Here is a 17,966-nt window from a genome sequence, read left to right on the forward strand (position 1 = left end):
GGCGGCGCCCGGCCGCGACACCGTAGTACTCCGACGAAAACGGGTCCCCCTTCAGCTCCACCGGCGGGTCCTGCGCGGCCTGCGGGGGGTCTCGCCGGGCGGGGCCGAGCGCGGTGTCCTGCCCGGCTCGCGCGGGGCCTCCCCCTTGTGCGGGCCCCACTCGTTCGGGTCGGGCACGCCGGGCGGGAGCATCTGGCGGCGCCTCGGCGCGCCCGACTCGCCGGGGTCCTTCGCGCCGGGCCACGCCTTGACGACGCGCGCCGCGAGCACGAAGTCCTTGCACAGCGGATGACCCTCGAAGGTGTCGGGCAACAGCAGCGGCGACAGGCCGGGGTGGCCGGGGAACGCGATGCCGAACATCTCGTGCGTCTCCCGCTCATGCCAGGCCGCGCCCGCGTAGACGCCGACCGCCGTCGGCAGTTCCGCCGCCTCGCGCGGCAGCGCCGTGCGCACGAGCAGGGCACGTACCGAACGGTCCGCCACCGCGAAGACGCGGGCCGAGACGCGGAAGCCCGCTGGCCCCTCGTCGACCGCGCTGAGCCAGTCGAAGTAGTCGCAGCCCAGCAGGGACTTCGCGATCCTGAGGGCGTCGAGCCAGGCCGTCGCGGGCACGTCCACCGTCAGCAGGCCGTACGACAGGTCGGCCGTGGCGTCCTCGCCGAAGACCTCGGCCGCCGACGCGGGGAGCCCGTCGTACGCCGCGCGGGCCTCGTGCGTCTCGTGCGTCTCGCGCGTCTCGTGCGTCTCGTCCGCCTCGCTCATCGGGGGCCCTCCGCGCCCGGACCAGCGTCAGCGTCCGGCGGCGGGACGAGGCCGCTGCGCAGTTGCGCCGTCGACGGGGAGACGTCCTGGCCGTATTGCCCGTACCGCCCGTACCGCTCCCCCAGCGACTCCGCGGCGATCTTCTCCTGCAGCTTGAGGATGCCCTGGAGCAGCGCCTCGGGCCGCGGCGGGCAGCCCGGGACGTACACGTCGACGGGGATGATCTGGTCGACGCCCTTGGTCACCGCGTACGAGTCCCAGTACGGGCCGCCGCAGTTGGAGCAGGCGCCGAAGGAGATCACGTACTTCGGCTCGGGCATCTGCTCGTACAGGCGCTTGACCGCGGGCGCCATCTTGTCCGTGACCGTGCCGGAGACGACCATCAGGTCTGCCTGGCGCGGCCCGGGCGCGAACGGGATGACGCCGAGCCTGATGAAGTCGTGCCGTGCCATGGACGCCGCGATGAACTCGATCGCGCAGCACGCGAGGCCGAAGTTGAAGACCCACAGGCTGTAGCGCCTGCCCCAGTTCAGGACGACCTTCATCGGCTCGGGGGCGAGCCGCGAGAGCGCGCCGAGGCGCCGGGGCTCAGGCAGCGGCTCGGGCCCCTGCTCGCGGCCGGCGGGCGGCGGGGTCACGTCCATTCCAGGACGCCCTTCTTCCATGCGTAGAGCAGTCCCACGGCGAGGAAGCCGAGGAAGACGAACATTTCGACCAGCGTGGTGACGCCGTACCCGGGAGCGGCGAAGACAGTCGCCCAGGGGAAGAGGAACACCGAATCCACGGCGAAGATCACGTAGAGGAACGCGTACACGTAGTACCGGACCTGCGTGTGGGCCCAGCCCTCGCCGACCGGGTCGACACCGCACTCGTACGTGAGCAGCTTCTCCGGGGTCGGCACGACAGGACGCAGCAGCCGGCCCGCGCCGAAGGCGACCGCGACGAACAGCACGCCGAGGACGGCGAGCAGCCCCACCACCGAGTAGCCGCGGAAGTAGCCCGCAGCGAGAACGACCGCTTCCGGCACGTCCGCCCCTCGCTCCCTCACGTCGTGCACGCCGTGTCCGGCGCCGCGCATACCGGCTGTACGGAGCCGAAGTCTAGGCCCTGGTAAAGACCGAGTAAGCGGCCCGCCCCCGCCTCGCCCTCTGGCGTCCCGCGGCCTCGCACGGGCGCCGGGGGTGGGGCTAGCCCCACCCGCAAGTCTTCGGGCTACCCCATGGCGCGGCACTGCGGCGACCGGCAGGCTTGTGACATGACCGCGAGTCCACGCCCGAGTGGCGTTCCGTACGGCGGCCCGGGCGGCCGTGGCGCCGCCCAGGCCGCTCCGCCACCCGCGCGTTTCGCGTTCGATCGGCACACGTGGAAGGAGATCGCGCACCTCCTGGCGAATTTCCCGGCCTCGCTGGTGGGATTCGTCTATGTGGTGACGACGCTCGCGCTGGGCGCCGGCATGTCCGTGACGGTGGTCGGCCTGCCGCTCCTGGTGGCGGGGCTCGCCGGCACGCGCGTGTTCGGCCGGCTGGAGCGCGCGCGTGCGCGCCGGCTGCTCGGCGTGCGGATAGACGAGCCGAGCCCGATGTACCGCCGCGCGGGCAGCGGGTTCGTGAGCCGCATGGTGGCGGCGCTGAAGGACCCGGTGGGCTGGCGCACGGCGCTGTACGCGCTCGTGCGGCTCCCGTGGTCCGTCCTCACCTTCGCGGTGACGCTGACGGGGGTGTTCGTGCTGTGGCCGGTGCTCCCCTTCATCGCGCGCGGGATGACGAATGTGGACCGGGCGATGGTGCGCGGCCTGCTGTCGCCCGACGACGCGCTGGAGGCACGCGTCGCGGAGCTGGAGTCGGACCGGGGCGTCGTCGTGGACACGGCCGCCGCCGACCTGCGGCGCATCGAGCGGGATCTGCACGACGGCGCGCAGGCGAGGCTCGTCGCCCTCGCCATGGGCCTCGGCCTCGCGAAGGAGAAGCTGCTCGAGGATCCGGACGCGGCCGCGGTGATGGTGGACGAGGCGCACGGCGAGGTGAAGCTCGCGCTCCAGGAGCTGCGGGATCTCGCGCGCGGCATCCATCCCGCCGTGCTCACCGACCGGGGGCTGAGCGCCGCTCTGTCGTCCGTGGCGTCGCGCTGCACGGTGCCCGTCAAGGTGACGGTCGATCTCGACGAGCGGCCGGCCGAGGCCATCGAGGGCATCGCCTACTTCACGGTCTCCGAGCTGCTGCAGAACGTCAGCAAGCACAGCGGGGCCAGGGGCGCGACGGTCGACGTGTGGCGTACGCACGACCGGATGCTGATACAGGTCCAGGACGACGGGGGCGGCGGGGCGCGGCTGGACGGCGGCACGGGCATGTCCGGCCTCGCGGACCGGCTGGGCGCGGTCGACGGGCTGTTCGTCCTGGACTCGCCCGTCGGCGGCCCGACGACGGTCACGGCGGAGCTGCCCTGGCGCAGGCGTGGCGCGTCGGCCGGGAGGGGCGGCGCGTCGGCAGGGAAGGGCGATGGCCGGGCGGGCTCCGCCCCGCGCTCCGGTGGGGCGCGCGCCGCACGCGAGGTGGGGAAAACCCGAGGGTGAGAACGGCGACCGCCCTCATGGTGGGACGGTCGCGAGCCCGGGAGCATCGAGTACGTGGACGGATACAGCCAGGCGTACCCCGCGGGCCGTAAGGACGGTACGGGCAGCGGGGACCGGACAGATCGGACGGCCGTGATGGCCAGTTACCCAGGGGTGGACATGAGCAGGGAGTACGGGGAGGCCATCGGGCGCCATTTCGTGCCGCCCGTTCTGCGCGCGCCCTTCGAGGGCAGGACGTGGCGGGAGTTCGGCTACGTGCTGGTCGGCCTGCCGATCGGGGTCCTGCTCTTCTCGTACTCGATCACGATGATCGTCTTCGGCGCGGGCATGCTGATCACGTTCCTCGGCGTGCCGATCCTCGCGATGGCGCTGGCGAGCGCGCGCGGCTTCGCCGCCGCTGAGCGTGCCAGGGCCCGTTATCTGCTCGGTCTCGACGTCGGGCGTCCGCAGCCGGTGCGTCCGGAGAAGGGCGGCCTGCTGGCCTGGACGGGGGCGGTGCTCAGGAGCGGCGAGTCGTGGCGCAACCTGCTGTACACGCTCGTCCAGTTCCCGTGGGCCGTCTTCTCGTTCGTCGTGGGGGTGACGTTCTGGACGACGGGCTGGGGGCTGTTCACGTTCCCGCTGTGGCAGTGGGTCTACCGGTCCGCGGACACCGGCTCCGAGATGGTGCTCTTCAGTGACGCGTCGGGCCGCACCGTCCACCTGGACGCCCCGCTGGGCAACGTCCTCGCGTGCGCCGCGGGGCTGGTGCTCGTCCTCATGACGCCGTGGATACTCCGGGGTCTCACGGGGGTGGACCGGCTGCTGGTCAGGGGGCTGATCGGCCCCTCCGAGCTGGTGTCACGCGTGTACGAGCTGGAGAGCGACCGCGGCGTGGTCGTCGACACGGCGGCGGCCGACCTGCGGCGCATCGAGCGCGACCTGCACGACGGCGCGCAGGCGAGGCTCGTCGCCCTCGCGATGGAGCTCGGCCTCGCGAAGGAGAAGCTCGCCGAGGACCCGCAGACGGCGGCGCGCATGGTGGACGAGGCGCACGGCGAGGTGAAGACGGCCCTGCAGGAGTTGCGTGATCTCGCGCGGGGCATCCATCCCGCCGTGCTGACCGACCGCGGTCTGGACGCGGCGCTGTCGTCGGTCGCCTCGCGGTGCACGGTGCCGGTGCGGGTCGAGGTCGACCTGCCGGGCAGGCCGGCCGCGGCGATCGAGGGCATCGCGTACTTCACGGTCTCCGAGCTGCTGCAGAACGTCAGCAAGCACAGCGGGGCCGGCGGCGCGACGGTCGACGTGTGGCGGTCGGGCGACCGGCTGCTGCTCCAGGTCGGTGACGACGGCGTTGGCGGGGCGGAGGCGTCGGCAGGCAGCGGCCTCGCCGGCCTGGCCGAGCGGCTGGACGCGGTCGACGGCCTGCTGGTGGTGGACTCGCCGCGCGGCGGCCCCACGGCGGTGACCGCCGAGCTGCCCTGGCGGGACTGACCCGCCTCGCGCCGCGCCCCCGTGCAACCTCGGGGGGCGCGGTCGCGTCCGTTGCCTGGGATGCTGTGAGGGACGACGGCAGCGGAGATGTGGGGGGCAGTGAGGCTGTGGAGGACAGAGTGCGCGTGGTTATCGCCGAGGATTCGGTGCTGCTGCGGGAGGGCCTGACGCGGTTGCTGACCGACCGGGGGCACGAGGTGGTCACGGGCGTGGGGGACGCGGTCGCCCTGACGAAGACCATCGGCGAGCTCGCGGCGCAGGACGCGCTGCCCGACGTGGTCGTGGCCGACGTGCGGATGCCACCCACGCACACCGACGAGGGCGTGCGCGCGGCCGTGTGGCTGCGCAAGGAGCACCCGGGCGTCGGCGTGCTCGTGCTCTCCCAGTACGTCGAGGAGGAGTACGCGACGGAGCTGCTGGCCGGGTCGACGCGCGGGGTGGGCTACCTGCTCAAGGACCGGGTGGCGGACGTCAGGGAGTTCGTCGACGCCGTGGTGCGCGTGGCGAGCGGCGGCACGGCGCTCGACCCCGAGGTCGTCGCCCAGCTGCTGGGCCGCAGCCGCAAGCAGGACGTGCTGGCGGGCCTGACGCCCCGCGAGCGCGAGGTGCTCGGGCTGATGGCGGAGGGCAGGACCAACTCGGCCGTCGCCAAGCAGCTCGTGGTGAGTGACGGCGCCGTGGAGAAGCACGTCAGCAACATCTTCCTGAAGCTGGGACTGTCGCCGAGTGACGGGGATCACCGGCGGGTGCTCGCCGTCCTCACGTATCTCAAGACGTGAGGACGGGGGTCTCAACACGTGGCCGTCCGGGTACAGGGTCCTGGGCTGCCGGGACGCGGCCGGCCCAAGGGCGGCCCGTGTTCCGCGCGGTTCGGGCCCCGGCCCGCCACGGGACGGGTCCTAGTCCCAAAGGACGAGTCACCCGCGCACGCCCCTGACGCCCGAAAATGCCCACAAAATCGGGCATTACGGTTCATCGAGGTGTCTCATGGGGGCGTCCACCATACGAGCGAGCAGAGGTAGGCGACCCTTACCGACGTAGGGTTGCTCCGGGACAGCCGGCGGCCGGCGGTCCCGAGCCGCCGCCTCAAGGGAGGTCCAGTTCAGTGACCAGCCAGGTCAGTAGCGCAGCCGACGAGGCCAACGAAACCGGCGACACCGTCGTCGGGCAGCAGAGTGCCCCGTTGTCCGGCGCGTCGGAAGAGTCAGGGCCGGGGGGTTCCGGCGCCAAGGAGGTCCGCCGCCTCGACCGGGTCATCATCCGTTTCGCGGGTGACTCCGGCGACGGCATGCAGCTGACGGGTGACCGCTTCACCTCGGAGACCGCGTCGTTCGGCAACGACCTGTCGACGCTGCCCAACTTCCCGGCCGAGATCCGGGCGCCCGCAGGCACCCTGCCGGGTGTCTCGTCCTTCCAGCTGCACTTCGCCGACCACGACATCCTCACCCCGGGCGACGCGCCGAACGTGCTGGTCGCGATGAACCCGGCGGCGCTGAAGGCGAACATCGCGGACGTGCCGCGCGGCGCGGAGATCATCGTCAACACCGACGAGTTCACCAAGCGCCCGATGGCCAAGGTCGGCTACCAGACCTCCCCGCTCGAGGACGGCTCGCTGGACGCCTACCAGGTGCACCCGGTGCCGCTGACGACGCTGACGATCGAGGCGCTCAAGGAGTACGGGCTGTCCCGCAAGGAGGCGGAGCGCAGCAAGAACATGTTCGCACTCGGCCTGCTGTCGTGGATGTACCACCGGCCCACGGAGAACACCGAGGCGTTCCTGCGGTCGAAGTTCGCGAAGAAGCCGGACATCGCCGAGGCGAACGTGGCGGCGTTCCGCGCGGGCTGGAACTTCGGCGAGACGACCGAGGACTTCGCCGTCTCCTACGAGGTCGCCCCGGCCGAGGAGGCCTTCCCGACCGGCACCTACCGCAACATCTCCGGCAACCTGGCCCTGGCCTACGGGCTGATCGCCGCCTCGCACCAGGCCGACCTGCCGCTCTACCTCGGCTCGTACCCGATCACGCCCGCCTCGGACGTGCTGCACGAGCTGTCGAAGCACAAGAACTTCGGCGTGCGCACCTTCCAGGCCGAGGACGAGATCGCCGGCATCGGCGCCGCCCTCGGCGCGGCCTTCGGCGGCTCCCTCGCGGTCACCACCACCTCGGGCCCCGGCGTGGCGCTGAAGTCGGAGACGATCGGCCTCGCCGTGTCGCTCGAGCTCCCGCTGCTGATCGTCGACATCCAGCGCGGCGGCCCGAGCACCGGCCTGCCCACCAAGACGGAACAGGCCGACCTGCTCCAGGCCATGTACGGGCGCAACGGCGAGGCACCGGTCCCGGTCGTCGCGCCGTCCACACCGGCCGACTGCTTCGACGCGGCCATGGAGGCGGCCAGGATCGCGCTGCAGTACCGCACGCCGGTCTTCCTGCTCTCCGACGGCTACCTCGCCAACGGCTCCGAGCCGTGGCGCGTGCCGGAGACCCACGAGCTGCCCGACCTGACCGTCCAGTTCGCCACCACGCCCAACCACGAGCTGGCGGACGGCACCGAGACGTTCTGGCCGTACAAGCGCGACCCGGAGACGCTCGCGCGCCCGTGGGCCGTGCCCGGCACGCCGGGCCTCGAGCACCGCATCGGCGGCATCGAGAAGCAGGACGGCACGGGCAACATCTCCTACGACCCCGCCAACCACGACTTCATGGTCCGCACCCGCGCCGCGAAGATCGACGGCATCAAGGTCGCCGACCTGCGGGTCGATGACCCGGACGGCGCCCGCACGCTGGTGCTCGGCTGGGGCTCCACGTACGGCCCGATCACCGCCGCCGTCCGCCGGCTGCGCAAGGCGGGGCAGCCGATCGCGCAGGCGCACCTGCGCAACATCAACCCCTTCCCCGCGAACCTCGGCGAGGTGCTGGGGCGGTACGACAAGGTCGTCGTGCCGGAGATGAACCTCGGCCAGCTCGCGACCCTGCTGAGGGCGAAGTACCTGGTCGACGCGCACTCGTACAACCAGGTAAACGGCATGCCCTTCAAGGCCGAACAGCTCGCCACGGCCATCGAGGAGGCCATCAATGTCTGAGGTCGACATCGACACGAACGAGCTGCTGACGCTGATCCCGAAGGCGGAAGCCAAGCAGTCCATGAAGGACTTCAAGTCCGACCAGGAGGTCCGCTGGTGCCCCGGGTGCGGTGACTACGCCGTGCTCGCCGCCGTGCAGGGCTTCATGCCGGACCTGGGCCTGGCGAAGGAGAACATCGTCTTCGTCTCGGGCATCGGCTGCTCGTCCCGCTTCCCGTACTACATGAACACCTACGGGATGCACTCCATCCACGGCCGCGCCCCCGCGATCGCCACCGGCCTCGCCACCTCCCGCCGCGACCTGTCCGTGTGGGTGGTCACCGGCGACGGCGACTCGCTGTCCATCGGCGGCAACCACCTCATCCACGCGCTGCGCCGCAACGTCAACCTGAAGATCCTGCTGTTCAACAACCGGATCTACGGCCTGACGAAGGGCCAGTACTCGCCCACCTCCGAGATCGGCAAGATCACCAAGTCGACGCCGCTCGGATCGCTCGACGCCCCGTTCAACCCGGTGTCGCTGGCGATCGGCGCCGAGGCGTCCTTCGTGGCCCGCACGGTCGACTCGGACCGCAAGCACCTCACCAGCGTGCTGCGCGCCGCCGCCGACCACCCCGGCACGGCACTCGTGGAGATCTACCAGAACTGCAACATCTTCAACGACGGCGCCTTCGAGGTCCTCAAGGACAAGGAACGCGCCCAGGAAGCCGTCATCCGCCTTGAGGACGGGCAGCCGATCCGCTTCGGCACCGACAACGCCAAGGGCGTCGTGCGCGACCCGGCCACGGGTGACCTGGAGGTCGTGGACGTCACCCCGGAGAACGAATCGCGGATCCTCGTCCACGACACATCCGTGCAGTCACCGACCACGGCGTTCGCACTGTCCCGCCTGGCGAACCCGGACACCCTGCACCACACCCCGATCGGCGTCTTCCGCAATGTGCGCCGGCCGGTATACGACACCCTGATGTCCGAGCAGCTGGACACGGCGGTCGAGCGGCAGGGCAAGGGCGACCTGTCGACGCTGCTCGCCGGCAACGACACCTGGACCGTGGCCGGCTGAGAGGCTCTCAGGCCGTCACACCCACGGGGAGGGCCCCGGCTCGCGATCGACTCGCGCGCCGGGGCCCTCCGCGTTCGTTCGTCCGTCCGTCCGTCCGTCCGTCCGGGTCAGAACGGCCGGTCGCCCGCGATGGCCACGCGCTCCGCGACTCTGCGCTCGCTGCCGTAGTCGCCCACCGCGTAGTGCTGGGTGGCGCGGTTGTCCCAGAACGCGATGTCGCCGGCCTGCCACCGCCACCTGACCTGGTACTCGGGCACGTGCGCCTGCTGGAACAGCAGCCGCAGCAGCCGGTCGCTCTCTTCCTGCGCGAACCCCGAGATGTGCGTGGTGAACGACGTGTTCACGAACAGCATGCGGCGCCCGGTCTCCGGGTGGCGGCGCACCACCGGGTGCTCGACCGGCGGGAACGCCTCCTGATGCTCCGCCAGGCGTTCGGGGGCGGTGAACCGCGCGAAGCCGGGCAGGAAGTCGTGGACGGCACGCGCCCCGTCGATCCGCTCCCGCACCTCGGCGGGCAGGTTGTCGTACGCGGCGGCCATGTCGGCCCACATCGTGTCGCCGCCCCGCGGCGGCACCTCGCGCAACTGGAGGACGGCACCCATCGCGGGGCGCTCGCGGAAGGTGACGTCGGTGTGCCACACGTTCTCGAACGTGCGCACGGCCGAGCGGTCGAAGCGCACCACGTCGGCCGGGCCGGCCGAGGCGAGCAGCGGATTGGTCTCGAGCTCACCCCAGTTGCGCGCGAACGCGCGCTGGACGTCGGGTGCGAGGTGCTGACCGCGGAAGAACAGCACCTTCCATTCGAGCAGGGCCCTGTTCAGCTCCTCGCGCACCGCACCGGTCAGCGGGCGGGACAGGTCGAGGCCGCGGATCTCCGCGCCGATGGTGGCCGCCTGCGGGACGACGCCGAACAGCTCGTACGGGCGCTCCGCCACCCCCTCGGGCAGCCGGCGCAGCACGCGCGGGCCCTCGTGGAGGCCGTCGTCGGGTATGCGGAAGGGCCGCAGCAGCGGTGCGGCGGCGGTGGTGGTGGTGACAGCGGCGGCGGGGGCTGGAGTGGTGGCAGGGGCAGCGGGGGCTGGAGCGGCGGCATGCGTGGTCACGGCGGTTCCTCCGGAAGAAGCGCACGTCGGCACGGCGGGATGAGGCAGCCGCGCGGACGCACGGAGACGGAAAGAGACGGACGGACTCAGCGCCGGGCAGGACCGGTCGCCCGGCGCTCAGGGTCAGGGACGTGCTGCGGGTGCCTGCCGCACAGGCCCCTCAGGGGCGGGCGGCCGGACGCGTCGTCAGACGTGACAGGAACGACGGGCGGTGCGACAGGCACCGCCCGAAAGCGGGGCGGGGGGCGAACCCACCCGGCCGCGCCGGCGCAGGAAGGTGGCACCGCGGGGTGCGCACTCGCCGTGGGGAGCGCGAGTGCCCGGCTGCGTCACACAGTCGATCGAGCACGTCGTCATGGCCGCAGCGTACTCCGCTTTCCTGTGCGTCGTCCCACGTCCCGCGTCGCCCATGTCATGACCGTATGCCGGAACGGACATGACACGAGCCGGGGTCGGCCGCTACCGTCCCGAAGGGACGTCGCGGTGAGGGGAGGAGCCGGCGTGAAGACGGACGAGGACCAGCGCTCCGGGCTGATGTACGGGTTCGGCGCGTACGGGATCTGGGGCCTGGTGCCGCTGTACTGGCCGCTGCTCAAGCCAGCGGGCGCCATGGAGGTGCTCGCGCACCGCATGGTGTGGTCGCTGGGCGTCGTGGCGATCGCGCTGGCGTGCACGCGCCGCTGGGCGTGGATACGCGAACTGGCGCGGCAGCCCCGCAGGGTCGGGCTGCTGGTGCTGTCCGCCACGGTGATCACCGTCAACTGGGGCGTCTACATCTGGGCCGTGAACTCGGGCCACGTCGTGGAGGCGTCACTCGGCTACTTCATCAACCCGCTGGTCACCATCCTGCTCGGCGTGGTGCTGCTCAAGGAGCGGCTGCGTGCGGCGCAGTGGGCCGCGGTCGGCGTCGGCCTCGCGGCGGTGGTGGTCATCTCCATCGGCTACGGGCAGCTGCCGTGGATCTCCCTGGTGCTGGCGTTCTCGTTCGGCACGTACGGCCTGGTGAAGAAGAAGGTCAACCTGGGCGGCCTTGAGTCCCTCGCGGCGGAGAGCACGGTGCTGTTCCTGCCCGCCCTCGGCTTCCTGCTGTGGCTCGGCGCCACGGGCGGCTCGACGTTCACCTCCCACGGCGCGGGTCACGCGGCCTGGCTGGCCTCCGCGGGTGTCGTGACTGCGGGGCCCCTGGTGCTTTTCGGCGCCGCCGCGATCCGCGTGCCGCTCACCACGCTCGGCCTGCTCCAGTACCTGACGCCCGTCCTCCAGCTGGCGCTCGGCGTGGCCTACTTCCACGAGGCGATGCCGCCCGAGCGGTGGGCCGGGTTCGCCCTGGTGTGGGTGGCGCTCGCGGTCCTCACCTGGGACGCCCTGCGCACCGCGCGCCGCACGAAGGCGCGCGCCGCCGAGCTCCGGGCCGCCGCGGCGCGCGAGGGCCCGGCCGCCCCGGCCGCCCTCGCCCCCGTGCACGAGCCCGCGCACCGCGCAGGCTCCGGCGCTTCCACCCCGGACGCTCCCGTGCGGGACGCCGCCACACCGGACGGCTGACCCGCGTCCCGTCAGGCCGTGACGTCCTTCGTGGAGAAGCGCGCCCACGCCGCCGAGCCGAACACCAGCGCGTACACGGCCTGCGAGACGAGGTTCTTCACCACGTCGTCCCAGAGCACCGGGGCCCGCATGACGTCGGCGAACGAGAGCCAGTAATGCGAGAACAGGTACGCGTGGACGGCGCCGAGCTGCGGGATCGAGTCCACGATCTGCACCGTGATCAGCAGCCCGACCGTGGCCGCCATCGCCGCGATTCCACTGCCCGTCAGCGTCGAGACGAACAGGCCGATCGCCGCGAACCCCACCAGGGAGGCCGCCACGAGCACCGCCACCAGCAGCGCGCGCAGCAGGCCCGAGCCGAACGAGATCGTGGTGCCCGAGATCGTCGTCACGTCGCCGAGCGGGAACAGCACCGCGCCGGTGGCCAGCGCGAACACCGCCACCACCAGCGTCGCCGCGAGGCAGAACGTCAGCGCCGCCGCGTACTTGGCGAGCAGCAGCCGTACCCGCCCCGCCGGCACGACGAGCAGGTAGCGCAGCGTGCCCGCCGCGGACTCGCCCGCGACCGAGTCCCCCGCGATCACGCCCACCGTCATCGGCAGGAAGACCGGGAGCGTCGCGGCCAGCGCGGCGAACACCAGGAACAGGCCGTTGTTGGTGACCTGTGTGAGGAACGCGGGCCCGCCGCCCTCGCCCGCGCTGCCGCCGCCGCTCGTCTCGATCTTCACGGCGATCCCGATGAGCACGGGCACCGCGGCGAGCACGGCCAGCAGGGCGAGCGTCCGCCACCGCCGGAACGTCGTCAGCAGTTCGGAGCGGAAGAGGCCGAACGTCCACCACAGCCCCGAACGTTCGCGGCCGGTGGCCGCGGGGTCCGGGGGCGTGCCGCCGGGCGTGCCGGCGGACGACGTACGCGCGTCCGCGCCGGAACCCGTCGCCTCAGCCCGCGACATCGAACCCCTCCCCCGTCAGCGCCACGAACGCGTCCTCCAGCGTGCCGCGCTCCACCCCGAACGCGCGCACGCGCACGCCCGCGCGCACCAGCGCCGCGTTCAGGTCCGCCGGATCCGCCGGTTCCGCCGGTTTCGTCGATTCCGCGTCCCCCGCATCCCCCGTAACCGCCGGCAGGTCGCCCGTGACCCGTCCGGCACCGGCCTCGATGCCCGTGACGCCGTGCTCGCGCAGCACGCGCGCCGCGTCGGCGGGGTCGGGCGTGGTGACGGCCAGCCTGCCGCGCGTGCCGGCCGACAGCTCCGCGACCGGGCCCTGCACGATCAGCCGGCCCTGCGCCATGACCGCCGCGTGCGTGCACACCTGCTCGATCTCGTCCAGCAGGTGCGACGAGAGGAAGACCGTGGTGCCCTCGGCGGCCAGCTCACGCACCAGCGCCCTGATCTCGCGCATGCCCTGCGGGTCGAGCCCGTTGGTCGGCTCGTCCAGTACGAGCAGCCTGCGCGGCCGCAGCAGCGCGGCGGCGATGCCGAGCCGCTGCTTCATGCCGAGCGAGTACGCCTTCGCCTTCTTCGCCGAGGCGGCGGCGAGCCCCACCCGTTCGAGCGCCGCGTCCACCCGCGCGGAGCGCGTGCGCGGGTCGGCGGTGGGGTCCGTCGCGTCATAGCGCACGAGGTTGTCCCGTCCGCTCAGGAAGCCGTACTGGGCGGGCCCCTCGATCAGGGCGCCCACGTGCGGCAGCACCGCGCGCGCCGCCTGCGGCATGGGGCGGCCGAACAGCCCGGCGGAGCCGGACGTGGGCTGCACGAGGCCGAGGAGCATCCGGATGGTCGTGGTCTTGCCCGAGCCGTTGGGTCCGAGGAAGCCGAAGACGCTGCCGTCGGGCACCGTCAGGTCCAGGCCGTCGACGGCGAGCTGGCCGCCCCGGTAGCGCTTGGTGAGGCCGCGCGCCTCGATGACGGGCGCCGCGACGACGGGCCCCGCCTCGGCGGATCCTGCCGGCTCCGCTTGCTGCGTCACCACAATCCCTCCTGACAGCCGCGGTCGGACGCTACGAGCCTACGGCGTGAGCGCGCGCCACCGGATCGCCCCGCGCACCGACAGGACGGCCCCGCACGCGACCGCCCCGCCGTGCGCGTCGCACGGCGGGGCGGTCGGGCGGCGGCCTACTTGGCGGCGGCGTTCGCCGTGTCGATCAGCGTCTGCTTGCTGACCGCGCCGACGTAGACGGTGCCCTTGTCCGTCATCAGGGCGTTGATCAGGCGGGTGTGGAACACCGTGCCCGAGCCGAACTTCCCGCTGACCTTGTCGCCCAGCGAGTTGACGAACGACTGCGCGTTCCCCGGCATCTTGCTCGTGTCGCCCTTGGCGCCCTTGTCCACGGCACCGGCGGGCCCGTCGAGACGCAGGACCGACGTCCAGCCCTTGCCGATGACCTTCGCGTTGGAGAGCGCGGCCTCGGCCTGCGACCGGCCCTGCTGCTCCTGGCGCGACGGCTTCGTCGCGTGCTGCTCGGCGTGCTGCTTGCCCTCGGTGACCTTCGTGCCCTTGGGGGGCGTGAAGTCGAACGTCGAGGCTGCCGGCTTGGCGAAGTCGACCTTCGTGTACCCGATGTCCAGGACGGGCTTGCCACCGCCGGACGGGGCCAGCGTGAACTTCAGCGGCGTGCCCGTCTTCGCGTCGACCGCGATACGGACGGAACCGACCGTGGAGCCTGACTGCTTCGGCTTGGCCAGCAGGTCGTACGCGTCGCGGCCGGCGATGCGCGAGGTGCCGTCGACGGTCAGCGACGTCGTCGGGCCCGCGGCCTTCAGCACCTCGTCCGCGAACTGCTTCGGCGTGGTGGGCACGTCGGTGCCCTTGGGCAGCGTGGGCCTGGCCTTCGTGTCCGAGCCCTGCGGCGCCGTCGAGTGGTACGCCTGGTTGCTCGCGCTGTCGTAGGCCCAGACCTGGCGGCCGTTGCGGATGAGGCTGTATTCCGCCGCGTTCTCCACGATGGAGATCTTCTGCTTCTTCGGGCCGTCGACGGCGACCCGCAGGGTGTGCGTCCCCGAGGCGAGCTCCATCAGCTTGGACCCGGGGTCGGCCGAGGAACCTGACGCCGCGTCGGAGTGGCCGCCCGCGCCGCCCGGCGCCATCGACTGGGCCATCGAGCCGCCGAGCCCGGCCAGCGAGGGCAGGCCGAGGTCCGTGGTGATCTTCACGGAGCCCGAGAGCTGTTGCGTGTCGGACGCGGCGATCTTCTGGACGAGGTCGTGCGCGCTGATCTTCGGAAGGTTCGGGTCGCCCGACGCCGCGAGCGCCGGCACGAGGCCCACCGTCGCCGCCGCCACACCCGCCACGGCCACCGGGACCGCGTAGCGCGCCGCCTTCCTGCGGCGTGTCACGCGGCTCACGACCTCCTCGGTGGCCTCTGCCCTGTCGTTGCCTGCCATCTGTGTGCCCTGCTTCCGTGGTCGGCGGCCGGTCGGTCGGCCGGTCAGTACGGCCCGTCAGTGCCGCGCACTCGTCCACTCCCCCGCCATTCTCACCCGGCAGGGCGACGAGCGCGTATGTCAATATGACCAAATCGGCCGTCCGGGGGCATCAACCCCCCGGCGCAACTTGCCGTACCTCTGAGGGATGAGACCGATCGGGCCAACCCTGAGGGCCATCCGGGCAGCGAACAGCAGACGAACCGCAGACGAACCGCAGACGAACCGTCGGCGGGCCGCCGAGCGTGCCGCCGGCCCGCGCGCCGACGGGGGCGTCAGCCCGCGCGGTGCACCACCGCGTCGCACAGCTCGGCCAGCGCCGACTTCGCCCAGCACTCGGGCAGCGGCACCAGCGTCTCCCTGGCCTCCTTGGCGTACCGCACGGCCTCCGCCATGGCCGCCTCGAGCGCCGGGTGCGCGCGCAGCCGCCGCAGCGCCTCCGCGTGCCGCGCGTCGTCGGAGAGGTCGGAGGACAGCAGCCGCGCCAGCTCCACGTCGTCGGGGTCGCCCAGCTTCTCCGCGCGGGCGCGCAGCAGCAGCACGGGCAGCGTGGGGATGCCCTCGCGCAGGTCGGTGCCGGGGGTCTTGCCCGACTCGTGCGACTCGCTCGCGATGTCGAGCACGTCGTCCGCGAGCTGGAAGGCCACGCCGAGCCGCTCGCCGAACTGGGTGAGGACGTCCACGATGTGCTCGTCCGCGCCCGACATCAGCGCGCCGAACCGGCCTGAGACCGCGACCAGCGAGCCCGCCTTGCCCGCCAGCACGTCGAGGTAGTGCGCCACCGGGTCGCGGCCGTCGCGCGGGCCGGCCGTCTCCAGGATCTGGCCCGTGACGAGGCGCTCGAACGCCTCCGCCTGGATCCGCACGGCCTCGGGGCCGAGCTCCGCCAGGATCTGGGAGGCGCGGGAGAAGAGGAAGTCGCCGGTGAGGACGGCGACGGAGTTGTCCCACCGGGCGTTGGCGCTGTCCACGCCACGGCGTACCTCGGCCTCGTCCATCACGTCGTCGTGGTACAGCGTCGCGAGATGCGTCAGCTCCACGACCACGGCGGACGGGACGACGCCCGGGGCGTACGGGTCGCCGAACTGCGCGGCCAGCATGACGAGCAGCGGCCTGAACCGCTTGCCCCCGGCGCGCACCAGATGCTGGGCGGCCTCGTTGATGAAGGGGACCTCGCTCTTGGTGGCATCGAGCAGTCCCGCCTCGACAGCCGCCAATCCGGTCTGGACATCGGCTTCGAGGGCCTGGTCCCGCATGCTCAGCCCGAATGGCCCGACGACGGTCACGAGGGGTACTCCTGTCTGCTGACGATCACACGGATTGTCGATGTGTCGCTGCCTTCACTCAAGTCAGCGTATCCGGTCGTGTTTCGATCACCGTGGGCGCCTTCCCGGCGCCGCCGGCAAGTTCGTGATCGGTCGTACGAGCGGGAGAAGCCATTTTGTCCGACACGGTGACCAACACGGAAGACCACGGAGAGCGACCTCTGCCGGAAGTCGACCGTCCCCTTTCGGCCATCCCTGTCCTCTTATCGCGTTGTCGCGTCGACAGCCTCGACAGCGTCGCACACGGCGGCCCCGGTACAGCGGCATACCGCGCCGGGTAAACCAGTGGCGGGCCGGGGCGCGGGGGAAGACCATGCGGCACATGAGCGATCGACCCGCGCGATGGACCCGAGCGACCGTCTACCCCGACATGTGGACCGACCCGGCTGACGACCCACGCGAGAACCAGGGGAACAGCCCGGACGGCGAGCTCGCGACGCTGGAGGACTATCTGACGAGCTACCGCCTCACCCTGCGCATGAAGTGCGAGGGCCTGGACGCGGAGCAGCTGGCGCGCCGGTCGGTGCCACCGTCGACGATGTCGCTTCTCGGCCTCGTCAGGCACCTCGCCGAGGTGGAGCGCGACTGGCGGGGCTGGATCGGCGACGGCGACCCGCTGCCCAAGCTGTACGGCCGGCGCGACGCGGACTTCGACGAGGCCGCGGCCGACCCGGCCGTGGTCGACGCCGCGTACCGCGACCTGGAGCGCGAGCAGGCGGCGACCGACGCCGCGCTTGCCGCCCACCATGACCTGGGCGAACGCCTGGGAAAGGAGGGCATCGCCGTGCGGGAGCTGCTGGTGCACAGGGTCGAGGAGTACGCGCGTCACTGCGGCCACGCGGATCTGCTGCGCGAGTGCGTGGACGGGCGGGTGGGCCAGTGAGGACGCGGCGCGGCAAGGGCCGGTGAGGCGTGCGCCCGTGGCGCGGGCGACGCGCTAGGCGCCCTTGGCCTGGCCCGTCCGGTCCGCCTCGCCGGCGCCGTCCTCCGGCGCGTCGCGGCGCGTCGTGCCGTCCGGCGTCGTGCCGAGGAACGAGATCAGGACGATCAGCGCGCCGCCGCAGCAGATCGCCGAGTCGGCCAGGTTGAACACCGCGAAGTCGCGCACGGCGATGAAGTCGACGACCGCGCCGCGGAAGAAGCCGGGGGCGCGCAGCAGGCGGTCCGTGAGGTTGCCGCACGCGCCGCCGAGCAGCAGGCCGAGGCCGATCGCCCAGGGCAGGCTGTAGAGCTTGTGCGCGATGCGGAAGATCACGACGATCACGACCGCGGCGATCACCGTGAACACGGCAGTCATCGCCTGGCCCGTGCTGAAGGCCGCGCCGGCGTTGCGGATGACGCGGAAGGTCAGCCAGTCGCCGATCACGGAGACCTGCGACCGGTTCTCCAGGTGCGCGACCACCAGCACCTTGGTGACGAGGTCGAGCAGGTAGGCGAAGAGCCCCACGCAGAGCAGCACGCCGACGCGCCGCCTGCGCGAGGTGGGCGCGGCGGTCGCCTTCGGGGGCTTCTGGCTGCTGATGGCGGGCTCCGCACTGGGTTTGTGGACGGGGTCGGGTGCGATGCCGAGCGTACTGGACGCCCGCGTGGTGCCGCCGCGTCCCCGCGCGCGCGACGGCACCACG

Annotated in this window: 15 protein-coding genes and 1 pseudogene; 7 read left to right on the forward strand and 9 right to left on the reverse strand. The window is 72.3% G+C overall.

The genetic code is table 11. The features are described 5' to 3' along the window. Positions 1-63: 63 nt before the first annotated feature. The 3 genes and pseudogenes from JFN87_RS18100 to JFN87_RS18110 all read right to left on the reverse strand — a co-directional run. Positions 64-762 (reverse strand): annotated as a pseudogene (locus JFN87_RS18100) (NADH-quinone oxidoreductase subunit C); the annotation flags it as partial. Then, a complete protein-coding gene (locus JFN87_RS18105) occupies positions 759-1,406 on the reverse strand; it encodes an NADH-quinone oxidoreductase subunit B (protein ID WP_209341177.1) in 648 nt (215 codons plus the stop codon). The gene JFN87_RS18105 and the pseudogene JFN87_RS18100, both read right to left, overlap by 4 nt. Continuing rightward, on the reverse strand, positions 1,397-1,840 hold the full coding sequence (locus tag JFN87_RS18110) for an NADH-quinone oxidoreductase subunit A (RefSeq protein WP_209341179.1): 444 nt from the start codon (positions 1,838-1,840) through the stop codon (positions 1,397-1,399). Before JFN87_RS18110 ends, JFN87_RS18105 begins: the two co-directional genes overlap by 10 nt. A gap of 177 nt (positions 1,841-2,017) precedes the next feature. On the opposite strand from JFN87_RS18110, the gene JFN87_RS18115 reads away from it, so the two are divergent. The 5 genes from JFN87_RS18115 to JFN87_RS18135 all read left to right on the forward strand — a co-directional run bounded on the left by JFN87_RS18115 (position 2,018) and on the right by JFN87_RS18135 (position 8,946). Next, positions 2,018-3,331: a sensor histidine kinase gene (locus JFN87_RS18115; RefSeq protein WP_209341182.1), complete on the forward strand. Its 1,314-nt coding sequence runs from the start codon at positions 2,018-2,020 to the stop codon at positions 3,329-3,331. 159 nt (positions 3,332-3,490) lie between these two features. Next, positions 3,491-4,804 (forward strand): sensor histidine kinase, encoded by a 1,314-nt coding sequence (locus JFN87_RS18120; protein ID WP_245180216.1) that lies wholly within the window; start codon positions 3,491-3,493, stop codon positions 4,802-4,804. Between the two features lie 119 nt (positions 4,805-4,923). Further along, positions 4,924-5,583 (forward strand): LuxR C-terminal-related transcriptional regulator, encoded by a 660-nt coding sequence (locus JFN87_RS18125; RefSeq protein WP_307865502.1) that lies wholly within the window; start codon positions 4,924-4,926, stop codon positions 5,581-5,583. A 326-nt stretch (positions 5,584-5,909) separates the two neighbouring features. Further along, entirely contained in the window at positions 5,910-7,883 is a 1,974-nt protein-coding gene (locus tag JFN87_RS18130; RefSeq protein WP_209341189.1) for a 2-oxoacid:acceptor oxidoreductase subunit alpha, read from the forward strand. Further along, entirely contained in the window at positions 7,876-8,946 is a 1,071-nt protein-coding gene (locus JFN87_RS18135; RefSeq protein WP_209341191.1) for a 2-oxoacid:ferredoxin oxidoreductase subunit beta, read from the forward strand. The genes JFN87_RS18130 and JFN87_RS18135 overlap by 8 nt, the downstream gene beginning before the upstream one ends. A 107-nt stretch (positions 8,947-9,053) precedes the next feature. Here the strand turns inward: JFN87_RS18135 and JFN87_RS18140 are convergent, their stop codons facing one another. After that, a complete protein-coding gene (locus tag JFN87_RS18140) occupies positions 9,054-9,956 on the reverse strand; it encodes a TauD/TfdA dioxygenase family protein (RefSeq protein ID WP_245180220.1) in 903 nt (300 codons plus the stop codon). A gap of 594 nt (positions 9,957-10,550) precedes the next feature. Between JFN87_RS18140 and rarD the strand changes: the two genes are divergently transcribed. After that, a complete protein-coding gene (rarD, locus tag JFN87_RS18145; protein WP_209341195.1) occupies positions 10,551-11,591 on the forward strand; it encodes an EamA family transporter RarD in 1,041 nt (346 codons plus the stop codon). Positions 11,592-11,602: 11 nt separating this feature from the next. Here the strand turns inward: rarD and JFN87_RS18150 are convergent, their stop codons facing one another. The 4 genes from JFN87_RS18150 to JFN87_RS18165 all read right to left on the reverse strand — a co-directional run bounded on the left by JFN87_RS18150 (position 11,603) and on the right by JFN87_RS18165 (position 16,302). Next, entirely contained in the window at positions 11,603-12,544 is a 942-nt protein-coding gene (locus JFN87_RS18150; RefSeq protein ID WP_209341197.1) for an ABC transporter permease, read from the reverse strand. Beyond that, positions 12,531-13,562, reverse strand: coding sequence for an ABC transporter ATP-binding protein (locus JFN87_RS18155; RefSeq protein ID WP_209341198.1), 1,032 nt, complete (start codon positions 13,560-13,562; stop codon positions 12,531-12,533). The genes JFN87_RS18150 and JFN87_RS18155 overlap by 14 nt, the downstream gene beginning before the upstream one ends. 146 nt (positions 13,563-13,708) lie before the next feature. Continuing rightward, positions 13,709-14,977, reverse strand: coding sequence for a LolA family protein (locus JFN87_RS18160; protein WP_209341201.1), 1,269 nt, complete (start codon positions 14,975-14,977; stop codon positions 13,709-13,711). Between the two features lie 314 nt (positions 14,978-15,291). After that, positions 15,292-16,302, reverse strand: a complete 1,011-nt coding sequence (locus tag JFN87_RS18165; RefSeq protein ID WP_209341203.1) for a polyprenyl synthetase family protein — start codon at positions 16,300-16,302, stop codon at positions 15,292-15,294. Positions 16,303-16,663: 361 nt separating this feature from the next. Here JFN87_RS18165 and JFN87_RS18170 point away from each other — a divergent pair, with 361 nt between their 5' ends. Then, positions 16,664-17,224: a mycothiol transferase gene (locus JFN87_RS18170; RefSeq protein WP_209341205.1), complete on the forward strand. Its 561-nt coding sequence runs from the start codon at positions 16,664-16,666 to the stop codon at positions 17,222-17,224. 54 nt (positions 17,225-17,278) lie between these two features. On the opposite strand, the gene lspA is transcribed toward JFN87_RS18170, so the two are convergent. Beyond that, positions 17,279-17,965, reverse strand: a complete 687-nt coding sequence (lspA, locus tag JFN87_RS18175; protein WP_209341208.1) for a signal peptidase II — start codon at positions 17,963-17,965, stop codon at positions 17,279-17,281. Position 17,966: the final 1 nt, after the last annotated feature.

This window comes from Streptomyces montanisoli (assembly GCF_017813245.1).
Classification (GTDB): Bacteria; Actinomycetota; Actinomycetes; order Streptomycetales; family Streptomycetaceae; genus Streptomyces; species Streptomyces montanisoli.

Bases quoted from the DNA above. Each gene is read 5' to 3' on its own strand.
- JFN87_RS18105 (WP_209341177.1), bottom strand. From the start codon at position 1,406: ATGGACGTGACCCCGCCGCCCGCCGGCCGCGAGCAGGGGCCCGAGCCG.
- JFN87_RS18115 (WP_209341182.1), top strand. From the start codon at position 2,018: ATGACCGCGAGTCCACGCCCGAGTGGCGTTCCGTACGGCGGCCCGGGC.
- JFN87_RS18170 (WP_209341205.1), top strand. From the start codon at position 16,664: ATGAGCGATCGACCCGCGCGATGGACCCGAGCGACCGTCTACCCCGAC.
- JFN87_RS18120 (WP_245180216.1), top strand. From the start codon at position 3,491: ATGAGCAGGGAGTACGGGGAGGCCATCGGGCGCCATTTCGTGCCGCCC.
- JFN87_RS18135 (WP_209341191.1), top strand. From the start codon at position 7,876: ATGTCTGAGGTCGACATCGACACGAACGAGCTGCTGACGCTGATCCCG.
- JFN87_RS18160 (WP_209341201.1), bottom strand. From the start codon at position 14,977: ATGGCAGGCAACGACAGGGCAGAGGCCACCGAGGAGGTCGTGAGCCGC.
- JFN87_RS18150 (WP_209341197.1), bottom strand. From the start codon at position 12,544: ATGTCGCGGGCTGAGGCGACGGGTTCCGGCGCGGACGCGCGTACGTCG.
- JFN87_RS18110 (WP_209341179.1), bottom strand. From the start codon at position 1,840: ATGCGCGGCGCCGGACACGGCGTGCACGACGTGAGGGAGCGAGGGGCG.